This window comes from Micromonospora sp. ALFpr18c, assembly GCF_008868155.1.
In the GTDB taxonomy this organism is placed as follows: Bacteria; Actinomycetota; Actinomycetes; order Mycobacteriales; family Micromonosporaceae; genus Micromonospora.
In genome coordinates this window covers 1-12,152 of record NZ_WBKR01000191.1, presented here as the reverse complement: position 1 = coordinate 12,152, position 12,152 = coordinate 1, and the positions used below count along the sequence as shown (strand labels likewise).

Here is a 12,152-nt window from a genome sequence, read left to right as displayed (position 1 = left end):
GCCGCCAGTGGCGCCGGGTCGACGCGGGCCTCGGCCGTCGGCCGGTCGTAGATCACCTGGCCGTACTCGAGGACCGCCACCCGGTCCGCGATCTCGATCGCGTGCTGGAGCTGCTGCTCCACGAGCAGCACGGTGAGGCCGTCGGCGGCGAGGCCACTGATGAGTTCGCGTACGCGCGCCGCCAGGTCGGGGGAGAGACCCTCACACGGCTCGTCGAGCAGCAGCACCTGCGGTTGGCCGAGGAGTGCGCGCGCTATCGCCAGCATCTGCTGTTCGCCGCCGGACAGCTCGCAGCCACGGTGTCGCAGTCGTGCCGCCAGCCGGGGCAGCAGTTCGAGGATCCGGGCCACCGTCCAGCCCTCACCGCCGGGGGTGGCGGCCCGCCACGGCGCGGCCGCCAGGACCAGATGCTCGGCCACGGTCAACCGGGAGAAGACCCGCCGGCCCTGTGGCACGAGACCGACCCCGGACTGGGCGACGCGGTGCGGTTGCCGGCCTGCCACGTGCACGCCGCCGATCTCGATGCGGCCACTGGACGCGCGCACCAGCCCGGCGATCGTGTGCACGAGCGTGGTCTTGCCCGCCCCGTTGCGACCCACCACGGCCTGGATGCTGCCGGGGTGCACCCGCAGGCTGACCTCGTGCAGCACGATCCCGCCGGCGTAGCCGGCGCAGAGGCGCTCGACGCACAGCATCAGGCCACCCCGTCGGCGTACGCCTGCCGGACCAGCGGCGAGGTACGGATCTCGTCCGGCGTCCCGGCTGCCAACGTCTGGCCGTCACGGAGCACGGTGACCGTGTCGGAGAGGGCGTACACCAGGTCCAGTCGGTGTTCGACGAGCAGTACGGCGACCGCCCTGGGCAGCGCCCGGAGCAGGTCGACCAGGCGGCCGACCTCGGTGGCGGACAATCCGGCTGCCGGTTCGTCGAGCAGCAGCAGGCGGGGGCGACCGGCAAGGGCCATCGCGATCTCCAACTGGCGTCGTTGCCCGTGTGCGAGGTGCCCGGCGGGCACCGCCGCGACGTCGGCGAGGCCCATCTGGTCCAGCAGTGGGCCTGCCCGGTGTTGTGCGGCGCGCCGGCGTTCGCCGGGCCACCACCTGCGGCGCGCGATGACCCGCGGGAGCGCGGCCACCACGATGTTCTCCGTCGCGGTGAGCGTCGAGAAGACCGCTGGTCGTTGGTGTATCCGGTTGATGCCTCGCCGGGCCCGTGCCGCCGGGCCGAGCCGGCCGATGTCCCGCCCGTCGAGCCGCACCGCGCCGCGCTGCGGCGTCGTGGCGCCGGCGATCACGTTGAGCAGGGTCGTCTTACCAGCTCCGTTGGGACCGATGAGCGCGTGCCGCTGGCCGTCGTGGATGGCGAGGTCGACGCCGTCGAGCGCGGTCAGCGCGCCGTAGCGCACGCGGACATCCTGGGCGCTGAGCAGCGGGGTCATGGGCGTAGCTCCGGCACCGTGGCGTGTTCGCGGGCCGCCGGCGCGTCCTGGTGGGTCGGCGGGACGGTCACCGGGCGCAGCCGGCCCCGTGCCCGGGTGACGCCGGAGGGCAGCAGGTAGACCGTCGCCACGAACAGCGCGCCCAGCACCAGCGGCGCCTGGCCGGGCAGCACCCCGAACAGCCAGTCCCGGGCGGCGATGACGAGCGCCGCGCCCACCAGGGCGCCGCCGACCGAGGCGGTACCGCCGATGACGACACCGAGCAGCAGCAGCGCGGACGTGTCGAAGCCGAAGTCGGCCGGGGAGATGTACTGCTGAGCGACGACCAGCAGCGAGCCGGCCGCACCGGCTATCGCCCCGGCGGCGACGTGTGCACCGGACACCTGCAGGGGCACCCGGTGCCCGCTGGCCCGCAGCCGTGTCTCGTCGTCGCGGCCGGCGCGCAGCAGCAGCCCGGCCCGGGTACGCAGCAGCAACAGCACGGCGCCGACCAGCGTCGCCACGACGACCAGCGTGTACAGGTAACGCGCCTGATCGGTGGCCAGCGCCGGCAGCCCCCAGAACGGGCGGACCGCGGGTATGCCGGCCAACCCGTCGGTGCCACCGGTCACCGACCGCCAGCGACCGAGGACGGTCACGACGAGTTCACCGATCGCCAGAGTGATCATCAGGATGATCACCCCCCGGGCGTGGACGACGAGCGGCACGGTCAGCGCTGCCAGCACCGCCCCGGCGCCCGCCGCGACGGCGACCTGCACGACGCCGACGTCTGAGATCCGGCTGCCGAGCACCGCGCTGGCGTAGGCGCCCGCCGCGTACGGTGCGGTCTGGCCGAGGGTGGGCATGCCCGCGACGCCGGTGAGCAGTGCCACGCTCACGCCGACCAGGGCCAGCGCCAGCGTCCGGGCGAGGATGGCCGTGGTGTAGTCGTCGACCACCCAGGGCGCCACGACCAGGCCCGCCAGGACGAGCACCGCGACGGCGGCGCGGGCCCACCGGATCACCTCGTCCCTCACGTCGTCCTCCACCTGGCGGCCAGGCCACGAGCCCGCACGGCCAGCACGGCCGCCATGGCGGCGAACAGCAGGAACGGCGCGGCGGACGGCAGCAACGCCACGCCCAGCGTCTGGATCTCACCGATCGCGAGCGCGGCCAGCAACGTGCCCGCCATCGACCCGAGACCACCGAGGACCACCACCACCAGGGACAGCAACAGCACCGTGTCGGCCGTGTCCGTGCCGGGGCCGATGATCGGCGCCCCCAGGACCCCCGCCGCGCCGGCCAGCGCACCGGCGGCGGCGAGCACACCGGCGCGGATCCGGGCGGGGCTCACCCCCAGGCAGGCGACCATCTCCGGATCGCCGACCGCCGCCCGGACGAGCATCCCGGCCCTGGTGCGCCGCACCACGAGGTAGAGCGCGGCGGCGATCAGCGCGGCGACGACGATGAAGACGAGCCGGTACGCGGCGTACCGGTGACCGGCGACCGCCACCGATCCGTCCAGGGCGGCCGGCACCCGGACCTGCGGATCGTCGGGCCCGAAGCCGGCGACGAGCAGGCTGCCGCCGGCCAGCGCCACCCCGAAGGTCAGCAGAGCCTGGGTCAGGTGGTTGCCGGTGGCGATCGGTGTGAGCAGGCCGGCCAGCAGCACCCCCGCCGCGGCGGCGGCCAGCACACCGACGGTCAGCGCCAACGCCAGGCTCGCCCAGCCGCCGTCGAGCAGCGCCGCCGCGGTGTACCCGCCGATCGCGTAAAGGGTGCCGTGCGCCAGGTTGAGGATGTTGGCGACGCCGAAACAGAAGACCAGGCCCGAGGCGGCGACGAAGACGAGCAGCCCGTAGGCGACTCCGTCCAGCGCCGGGATCAGGTACGGGTCGATCCGGTTCGTGCCGGCCGCCACCGCGATCACCGGCCGACGGTCGCGAGGTCACCCACGACGGTGTTGGACAGCGCCCGGCCGTCCTGGCGGACCTGCCGCAGGTACCACTTCTGCACGGGGGAGTGCGTGGCGGTGGAGAACTGCCAGGTGCCGCGCGGGCTGGCGATCTGACCGAGCTGACCGATGGCCGCGTTGATGGCCTCCGGAGTCGGGTCGCTTCCGGCGGCGCCGATCGCCCGGTCCAGCACCGCCGCCGCGTCGTACGAGGCGAGCGCGTACGTGGTCGGCGACCCGTCGTGCTTGGCCTTCCACGCCGCCACGAAGGCGCGGTTCTCCGCGTTGTCGAGGTCGGGCGAGTAGTTGAGCACCGAGTAGATGTCCCGGGCGGCCTCGCCCTGGGCGTTGAGCACACCGCCCTCGGTGAGGAAACCGGCCGCGTACAGCGGGATGTCCTTGATCTCGGACTGCGCGTACTGCTTCACGAAGTCGACGGCGGCGCTGCCGGCGTAGAAGGTGTAGACGGCGGCCGCGCCCGAGGCCTTGATCCGGGCGAAGTACGGCGTGAAGTTGGTGGTGGCCGGGAACGGGGTGAAGGTGGTCTTCCCGTCGGCGTTGGCGAGCTTCCCGCCGATCTTCCCGAACGCGTCGGTGAAGCCGCGCAACTCGTCCCAGCCGCCCTGGTAGTCCGGGCCGATCGCGTACACCGAGCCCTTGACGTTGTCCCGGACGTGCTGGGCGATCGCCGCCCCGGGCTCGTCGGACAGGTACGAGGTGTGCCAGACCCGGGAGACGTCCTTGAGTTCCGGTCGGCCGTTGGAGCCGACGAGTGGCACCTTGGTCTCGTTGAGCAGAGGGGTGACCCCGGCGACCGAGCCGCCACCGACGATGCCGGTGAGCGCGGACACCCGGTCCTGCTTGAGCAGCTTGGTCGCCGCCGGCACGGCGGTCTGGGCGCCGTTGCCCTCGTCCGCGACGACGAGGTCGACCTGCCGACCGCCGAGCTTGCCGTCGTGGGTGTCCAGGTAGAGCTGGAAGCCGTCGCGGATCTCCGTGCCGACGGCCTGGTACGTCCCGGACAGCGATGCGAGCAGGCCGATCTTTATCGATCCGCCGGCGCTCGTGCCGGGCCCGTCGTCGCCGCAGGCCGTGCTGACGCCCAGCACGAGCGCGAGCACTGTCGCGGTGAGGGCACGGCTGCGCCCAGGGGTGGTGAGAGACATGCGTTTCTCCAGGGGAAGTGAGGTGTCACCGGCGTGGGGGCGCCGGGGGTCGTCAGCGGCTGCGGGCGAGGGCCGCGCGGGCTGCGGGGGTCAGCGTGTCCCCGATGCGATTGGCCAGTTCGGTCATCTCGTACGAGACCTTGCCCACGTCGCACTCCGGCGCGGCGAGCACCAGCAACGAGGCCCCGTCGTTGAAGGCCATCGAGAACATGAACCCGCCCTCCAGCTGCGTGACGTTCGAGATCACCGCGCCAGCGTCGAAGAAGGCGGCCGCGCCCCGCAGCAGGCTGACCAGTCCGCTGCCCGTCGCCGCGAGCTGGTCGGCCCGGTCCGGGGGCAGGTCGCGGGTGGCGGCCACCATCAGGCCGTCGCTGGAGATCGCAATCGCATGGCTCACCTCGGTCGCGCGGGCCGCGAAGTTGTCCAGCAGCCAGCCGAGATCCTGTTGGTCGCTCATGTGCTCTCCTGTCGCCTCATCAGTTACCGAGGTTGATCGGGGTGCGCCGGCGGGTCGCCACGCCGCGGGCGTAGGCGGCCATCGCCGTCGCCACCTGGGCCGGGTCGCGGTACTCGGACCGTTGCTGCTGTTGGGGCACGGTGACTCCGCCGGGCACGAGATGCCGTTGCGGCTGGCGTTTGGGCAGGCCGGACGTGGTGGTCGTGGCGACCTCGGGAGCATGCGCCTGCGCGGCGGTGCGCCAGGCGTCATCGGCCGGGCTGGACCACTCCCGGCCGTCCTGTCCGTCGACGACGTCGGTGTGGAACCAGTGGTTGACCTGTTCGAAGATGAGCAGCTCCTCGGTGGGCGCGTCCCCCCGGTCCGGGGGTGGGGGAGTCGGTCGGAACACCGGCGCCGCGGGCAGGGTCCGGGCGACCGGCGGGCGTCCGGCGGTGGGTTCGGGGCGCGGCTGGTACGGCGGCGGAGGGCTGGCCGTCCGGGCCGCGCGCCGCGACAGGCGACCGGGGGCCAGCAGGTACTCCTCCGGAGGCAGGGACCGGATCATCGAGGCGGGCAGCGTCGCCTCGGCGAGGGTGCCCCGGCGGGGGCCGCGTCGCAGTTGCACGGTGGCGCCCAGCCGGGCGGCGAGCTGACCCACGACGACGAGGCCCATGGCCCGTACGGCGGCGACGTCGATGGCTGGCGGATGGGCCAGCAGCTCGTTGAGTTGTTCCATCCGCTGCGGGGACAGCCCCACGCCCTCGTCGCTGATCTGGACGATGACACGGTCGCCCAGACTTCGGCCGCTCACCCAGGTCTCGCTGCCCGGCGGCGAGTACGTCGTCGCGTTGTCCATGAGTTCGGCGAGCAGGTGCACGACCTCGTCGACGGTCTTGGCCGCGACGGCGACGTCCCCGTCGATCATGCCGAGCCGGATCCGGGCGTAGTGCTCGATCTGGGACAGCGCCGCCTGGAGCACCTGTTGCAGGGGGACGTCGTGCTGGCGTACCCGGCCAACACCGACGCCGCCGAGCACCAGCAGGCTGGCGTTGATCCGTCCCATCCGGGTCGCCAGGTTGTCCAGGGTGTACAGCTGGTGGAGGCGGTCGGGGTCGGTCTCGTCCCGTTCGACCAGGTCGACCTGGGCCAGGACGGCGTCGACGAGCCGCTGTTCGCGGCGGCTCAGGTGGATGAAGATGTCGGCGGTGTTCGCGCGCATGACGGCCTGCCCGGCGGCGGTCCGGACGGCGGCCTGGTGCACGGCGCTGAACGCCTGGCCCAGCTCGCCGATCTCGTCGTCGCTGGACGATTCGAGGGCGGCGACGGACTGCTGGCGGGCGAGCTTGTGCGGATCGACGGCGGCGCTGCCCGGCTGTTGGAGTTGGGCCACCACGGCGGGCAGTTGTTCGAACGCGACGGCGTTGGCCGCGTCTCGCAGGCGGCGTAGTCGCCGGGTGATCTGGCGGGCGACGGCCCAGGTGACCAGTGCGGTCAGCACCAGCGCCAGGAGGACGCCGGCCGCCTCGGCCACGGCCCGACGGCGCTGGTCGGCGTGCGCGGCCCGGACGTCGTCGAGCACCGCGGCGTCGACGCGCGCCCGTAGGTCGGACAGGCGGGCGGCACGCGCCTGCGTGGTGGACACCCAGGCGGCGGTCTCCAGTTGCAGGGGCGTCCCGGGCTGTGCCCGCGACACGTCGTCCTGCATCCGTTGCAGGGCGAGTGCCTCCTTGCCGGTGCCGGCCTGCTCCCACCAGACGCTCCAGTCCGGCGGGGCCAGGGCCAGGAAGGCCAGGCTCGATTCGGTGTAGCTCGTCCGGGCCGCGGTGATGTCCTGCTGCATGGCGGGGGTGAGTTCGCCGGCCGCGACCGCGCGGAGCACGGCCACCTGCTGCTGCCCGATCGCCTCGGCCGTCTTCGACAGCGCCGCCGAGGCCCGGATCCCGTCGGCGAGCTGGGCGTTGACCACGCCGTGCGAGACGTTCTCCCGCAGGTTGATCAGGTCGGCGATCGCGATGCGGTAGCTGAAGGTCATCGCCGACACCGAGGCGTGCGCCGCGGTGCGGACCTGGGTGCGCAGCGGGGCGAGGCCGTTGAGGGCGGCGTCGATGCGCCCCAGGAGGGGCTGGTTGGCGGTGGCGTCGGCGGGCAGCAGGCCTCGTTGCCGGCGGTAGCGCTCGGCGGCGTCGTCGGTGGCGGCGATCTCCGCGCCGAAGGCGTCCTGCTGCTCCGGTGCGGCGTAGGTGAGCAGGTCGGCGGCGGCGATGCGCTCGCGTTGCAGGCGGTAGGCCAGGTCGCCGGCCTCGGCGCCGACCTGGGCCAGGATCCGCAGGTCGCTGGCTCGGTCTGTCTGGCGTGCGCTCTCGGTCAGCGCGAGACCGGCGAAGCCGATCACGGCGACGAGCGGTGCCGCCACGATGAGGCGCATCCGGCCGGCGATCTTCCAGCCGCGCCGGCGGGTCGGGTAGGGTCGGGCCGTGTGAGACCTCGTGCTCGACGCCAAGATGGACTCCCACGACTCGTCGACGACGGTCTATCCGCACGTTGCGAAATGCAAGTCCCATTCGGCCGGAAGCCGCGCTCGTAGGCCAGACCTGACCGTGGTACAAACTGCCCGTACCAGCATCTGTACCCAACGTCAGCGGCCGGTGACGCCGCGCAGGGTCAGCGGGTCCGTGAGGTTAGCGCTGGTCGTCGTGGGGGCCGCTCGCCGGGTCCCGTAATCGGTCGTGCGGCTCGGGTTGGCCGCTGAGGACCTGGCCGATCAGCTCGCGGAGCTCGTCGATGGCGTCCACCACCGCACCCGGATCGCGCGCGTCACGCCGAGCGTGCTGGCGCGGCGCCGCCCGCTCCATCGGCACCGGGTCCGAGGATCGGGGGCCGCGGCGACCGTCGGCCGCCAGTTGCTCGGCGGCTACCTGCGGCCACAGTGTGGCCAGCAGGCCGTTGGTGCCGAGCACATCGTCACAGCGCACCGCGAACTCGTGGCTGCCGAACCGACGACCCGACTCCACCGCCGCGACCGTCTCCCGACTGAACCGCACCAGATCCGCCAGCGCTCGCTGGGTCAGGCCCCGCCGGACGCGACAGTTGCGCAGTTCCCGCCGGAACCGCTGACTGGCAGCGTAGTGAGTGGAGCTCGACGGGGATGTGTGCTCCATGCGCTCACCTTCGTGCAACGGGGAATCGGCAGCGGACGCAGATCGAGATTGTCCGATGCGCGCGGCATTCGTAGAGGGCAATTCTTAACCCAGGACGTGATGGGTGTGAAGACGTTGACCGACATGGATCGCCGATGTGACCGGTGGAGGGTGGGCCGTGCCGCCCGCCGCCACACCGGGTCCGTACGCAGGTGGCCCCGCTCGGCGCGCGCTCACCCTCCGGCGGTGGACGACTCGACGGTCGCGGCCTCTCGTGCCGCCGGGACGGCGACGGGTGCCGTGATATCGATTATCGCGTTCAGTGTGTGGTGCGCGCGAAACGCGACATTGGGTTTGTATGAACGATGTTGTTCGGGTGCGAGCCGTAGGCCGGGAATTGCCGCGGCGAGTCGGGTGAGGGCGATGCCGGCCTCCAGTCGGGCCAATCCCGCGCCGATGCAGAAATGTGGACCGTGACCGAACGACAGGTGATCCCCGACGTCCGGCCGGTGTGGGTCGAACCGGTCCGGATGGGCGAAGACCGAGGGGTCCCGGTTGGCCGCTCCGATCAACAACAGGCAACGCGCCCCCGCCGGGATGGTGACCTCTCCCAGGGTGACGTCGCGGCGGGTCACCCGGAGCCAGCCGTCGATGGCGGGCGCGAACCGCAGCGTCTCGGCCACGAACGCGGGGACGGTCCTCGGATCCTCGGTCAGCGCCGCCCACCGCTGTGGAGTGGACAGCGCCTGGTCGAGAGCGTGGGCGAGCAGGCCGGCGGTCGTTTCGTGGCCGGCGACCAGGAGATTGAAGGCCAGGCTGGCCACCTCGGGCACCGTCAGCACCGCGTCGTCGTCGTCGCGGTAGGCCAGGGCCCGGCTGATGAAGTCGGCGCGCCGGTCGCCGCTGTCCACCCGCTGGCGCACGAGTTCCTGGCAGTACTGCCAGAACTCCAGCAGGCCCTGCGCCAGGCGTACCTGCTCGGCCGGGTCCGGTTGCCCCCAGATGAGAGCGATCTGACCGTCCGCCCATCGTCTGATCCGCGCGATGTCGGCGTCGGGCACCCCGAGGATGTCCAGGACCACCAGCAGGGGAAGTTCGGTGGCGAAGGCCGCGACGAGGTCGACCTGATCGCCCTGGCGGGCGACCAGCCGGGACACCAGCTGGTCGACCCGGCGGCGGACGATCGCGCCGTACTCGGCCTCGACCCGGTCGGCGGTGTTGGCGAAGGTGGCCCGTAGCGCCCGCCGGGTGCGAGGGTGCGCCGGCGGGTCCGCGGCGGCCGTCGTGGGTGGCGCGTCGATCTGCATGACGACGTTCATCGCCTCCGGGCAGACCTCGTAGACCGGGGCGAGGGTGAGGGCGTTGGCGAACGTCGCGGTGTCGGCCAGGGCGCGTCGGACGTCCGCGTGCCTGCTGATCAACCACAGTCCCAGATCGTCGGCGTAGTGCGCCCTGTCGGGATCGTCGAGAATGCGTCGCCACATATCTGCTGGATCGGTGAGATAGACCCCAGTGAACGGATTCAATCGCATGGAACGCCTCCTGATGCATCCGGCGCGAAACCGGCAGCGCCCCCGTTTGGCGAACCGCGTCAGCCGGGCCGATAATGGCGCGCATCTGCCTCTGATGCCTTTACGGTGCGCTGGCCAGCCGCCCAAGTCAAGATAGGTTGTCGTCTATTTAAAGACGGGTTCATTGCGTGTTGCAACGGACGGGTGACTTCGGCCAACTGCAAGTTGCGGGCCGGGTATTGCCGGTCAGTCAGCCACGCTGAACAGGCCGTCCGCGCGGTACTCCGGGCCTGCGGCGCCTGATCAGGTCGGTATCAGCGACATCGTGGATCCCGGCGTCGCGCCTGCGTCGGGCACCGCGATAACGAGACGTGCCGGGGTGGCCGGGGCGGGCGATCGATCACGACGGCCGGCGGAGACCCAGATTTCCTCACGACCGGGAAAACGACCCCTCGGTCAGTGGGTGACGCCGTGCCGGTTCGCCACCTGGCCGCAGGATCGCCTCGCGAAACGGCGGCAGACAGGTGTCGTGGGGGCTCCGCGCGCCGGCCGGAACCCCCACGTCGTCCTATTGCGGCGCCCGTGCGCCCGGACCGGTCAGGGTGCCCACGGGGAGGCGATGGCCCAGGTGCTGTCGGCGGCCCACAACGCCGGCGTGTTGTACGCGTCACCGCCGGCGCCGTTGCTGAGCCAGGCCGGGCCTGTTCAAGACCGTCGAGCAGGGCGCCGCTACCCAGGTCTGGGCCGCCACCTCACCCGACGTCGAGGCGGACGGCGGCGGCTACTGCGTGGACTGCCGCGTCGCCGACGGCAGCCCCACCGACAGCGTTTCCGCAGCCCGGCTCTGGGCGCTCTCGGCCGACCTGACCGGTCTCGACCTCACCGACCGGGCCTGACCAGGCCAGCGCGACCGGAGGTGGACGGAATCGCGCTTCCCGGCCTGATGGTGGTGCCATACACTCCGCCGGTGTCTGAGGTATCGGGGGACTTCGAGATCCACATCACGGCCTACGCTTCCCAGGCCGAGAAGCTGTCGGCGTTCGCCACCGAGCATGGCGTGAAGTTCGTCCACATCCTGCTCGATCGAGGCGCGAACGTCTCGCAACCGATGCTCACCCTGACCGGGCGCGGCACCCTGGCCGATCAGCACACGGCGGTGCGACGGTGGCAACGCGACCTGCGCGAGGCAGGCGTACACCCGTGCCGTTCGAAGATCGAGGCGGCGCCGTGGTGCGTCGGCGTACCGCAGTCGGATGAGCAGGCGGCGGCCGAGCCTGGTGGCCGGTACTTCGAGCATCACGTCAAGCTCCTGGTGTCGAACGCACCGGTGGCGGATCTGGTGGCTCTCACCGATCTGGTCGCACCGCACGGCGCGCGGCTGTCCCGCAACGCCCGCCGGGAGTTCGCGGACGGCGCGCAGGAGCGATTCGTCAACCAGCGCTGCCGCGGTGTCGGTCGCGCCACGGCGACCAAGCGGCTGAACGAGCTCGTCGACACCCTTCGGGCGGCAGGCTACGAGCCCATCGCGGTCGAGCAGGAGTACGTCGTCTTCGACAGCCACCTGCACCACGATGAGGGCTGGCTGGACTCTCGCACGTCGGGTGCGAGCAGTTGGGCCCGGGAGCGCGAGAACAAGATGAGGTCCGCACCGGCCGGCGCCCCGGACTACCCGCCGACGTACCAGCCGCTGCCCGGCAGCCCGACCGTCCGCCAACGGGCGGCGTTCGACCCCGCCCTCAAGGAGTATCCGAACGCCTACCGCGCCGGCGAGCCCGCCTTCCTTGAGGCGACTGTCGGCGAACGGTGGACCACCGCCCGACGTGCCGCCATGCAGCACGTCCTGGCCGTCATCGCCGCGACCAGGTGGCGTCCGCACCTGGTCCTGCGGGGCAGCGTCACCATGGCGGCCTGGGTCGGTGCCGCGGCCCGCGAACCGGGTGATCTTGACTTTGTCGTCAGCCCGCGCACCGTCACGAGCGACAGCGCCGATGCCCGCACGCTGCTCGACGACATCAAGACCGCCATCCGGAACGCACCGGGCGCCGGGCTGCGACCGGAGCGGATGACCGAGGCCGCCATCTGGACGTACGAGCGCGCTGACGGACGCCGACTGCTCATCCCGTTCAGCGCGCCGGAGGGCCACGTACAGATCGACATCGTCTTCGGTGAACGGCTGCCGCTCCCGCCGGAGGCGATGACACTGCCGAACATCGACCAGCCGGTGCTGGCCGCGCCCGCCTCGCTGGCCCTCGCGTGGAAGCTGCTGTGGCTGGCCACCGACCGGTATCCGCAGGGCAAGGATCTCTACGACGCCGTCCTGCTCGCCGAACACACCACCGTCGACCAGGCTCTCGTCCGGGAACTCCTGCGACCGGAACTCGGTGCCGAGGCCGACACGTTCGCGGCCGAGACCGTGCTGTCCTGGCAGGTCGACTGGCCCAACTTCACCGACGAGTGTCCCGGCGTCACGGGTACCGCCGACCAGTGGGCACGGCGGCTCGCGGTGGCACTCGGCCACGCCTGGGCCT

At 72.1% G+C, this 12,152-nt stretch carries 10 protein-coding genes; 1 reads left to right on the top strand and 9 read right to left on the bottom strand.

Going from position 1 to position 12,152, the window contains the following annotated elements; genetic code table 11:
• From F8271_RS25675 to F8271_RS25635, 9 genes are all read right to left on the bottom strand, one after another.
• Nucleotides 1-695 (bottom strand): ABC transporter ATP-binding protein (locus F8271_RS25675; RefSeq protein WP_151492397.1); only part of this gene is annotated, 695 nt, incomplete at its 3' end.
• A complete protein-coding gene (locus tag F8271_RS25670; RefSeq protein WP_151492396.1) occupies nucleotides 695-1,438 on the bottom strand; it encodes an ABC transporter ATP-binding protein in 744 nt (247 codons plus the stop codon). The genes F8271_RS25675 and F8271_RS25670, both read right to left, overlap by 1 nt.
• Nucleotides 1,435-2,454, bottom strand: coding sequence for a branched-chain amino acid ABC transporter permease (locus F8271_RS25665; RefSeq protein ID WP_192580452.1), 1,020 nt, complete (start codon nucleotides 2,452-2,454; stop codon nucleotides 1,435-1,437). The genes F8271_RS25670 and F8271_RS25665 overlap by 4 nt, the downstream gene beginning before the upstream one ends.
• Entirely contained in the window at nucleotides 2,451-3,347 is an 897-nt protein-coding gene (locus F8271_RS25660) for a branched-chain amino acid ABC transporter permease (protein WP_151492394.1), read from the bottom strand. The genes F8271_RS25665 and F8271_RS25660 overlap by 4 nt, the downstream gene beginning before the upstream one ends.
• Nucleotides 3,344-4,537, bottom strand: a complete 1,194-nt coding sequence (locus tag F8271_RS25655) for an ABC transporter substrate-binding protein (RefSeq protein ID WP_192580451.1) — start codon at nucleotides 4,535-4,537, stop codon at nucleotides 3,344-3,346. Before F8271_RS25655 ends, F8271_RS25660 begins: the two co-directional genes overlap by 4 nt.
• A 52-nt stretch (nucleotides 4,538-4,589) precedes the next feature.
• Complete coding sequence (locus F8271_RS25650) at nucleotides 4,590-4,994, bottom strand: roadblock/LC7 domain-containing protein (protein ID WP_151492392.1); 405 nt, start codon at nucleotides 4,992-4,994, stop codon at nucleotides 4,590-4,592.
• A gap of 19 nt (nucleotides 4,995-5,013) precedes the next feature.
• Nucleotides 5,014-7,401 carry a nitrate- and nitrite sensing domain-containing protein gene (locus tag F8271_RS25645; protein WP_151492391.1) on the bottom strand — a complete coding sequence of 796 codons (2,388 nt, stop codon included), beginning with the start codon at nucleotides 7,399-7,401 and terminating at the stop codon, nucleotides 5,014-5,016.
• 253 nt (nucleotides 7,402-7,654) lie between these two features.
• Complete coding sequence (locus tag F8271_RS25640; RefSeq protein WP_151492390.1) at nucleotides 7,655-8,134, bottom strand: helix-turn-helix transcriptional regulator; 480 nt, start codon at nucleotides 8,132-8,134, stop codon at nucleotides 7,655-7,657.
• Nucleotides 8,135-8,346: 212 nt separating this feature from the next.
• Complete coding sequence (locus tag F8271_RS25635) at nucleotides 8,347-9,645, bottom strand: cytochrome P450 (RefSeq protein ID WP_151492389.1); 1,299 nt, start codon at nucleotides 9,643-9,645, stop codon at nucleotides 8,347-8,349.
• A gap of 946 nt (nucleotides 9,646-10,591) precedes the next feature.
• Here F8271_RS25635 and F8271_RS25630 point away from each other — a divergent pair.
• Nucleotides 10,592-12,152, top strand: a 1,561-nt coding sequence (locus F8271_RS25630) for a nucleotidyl transferase AbiEii/AbiGii toxin family protein (protein ID WP_151492388.1), incomplete at its 3' end; no start/stop codon positions are given.

What these genes read in the sequence shown, in the direction of transcription:
- F8271_RS25635 (WP_151492389.1), bottom strand. Translation starts at nt 9,645, where the DNA reads ATGCGATTGAATCCGTTCACTGGGGTCTATCTCACCGATCCAGCAGAT.
- F8271_RS25650 (WP_151492392.1), bottom strand. Translation starts at nt 4,994, where the DNA reads ATGAGCGACCAACAGGATCTCGGCTGGCTGCTGGACAACTTCGCGGCC.
- F8271_RS25640 (WP_151492390.1), bottom strand. Translation starts at nt 8,134, where the DNA reads ATGGAGCACACATCCCCGTCGAGCTCCACTCACTACGCTGCCAGTCAG.
- F8271_RS25655 (WP_192580451.1), bottom strand. Translation starts at nt 4,537, where the DNA reads ATGTCTCTCACCACCCCTGGGCGCAGCCGTGCCCTCACCGCGACAGTG.
- F8271_RS25645 (WP_151492391.1), bottom strand. Translation starts at nt 7,401, where the DNA reads ATGCGCCTCATCGTGGCGGCACCGCTCGTCGCCGTGATCGGCTTCGCC.
- F8271_RS25670 (WP_151492396.1), bottom strand. Translation starts at nt 1,438, where the DNA reads ATGACCCCGCTGCTCAGCGCCCAGGATGTCCGCGTGCGCTACGGCGCG.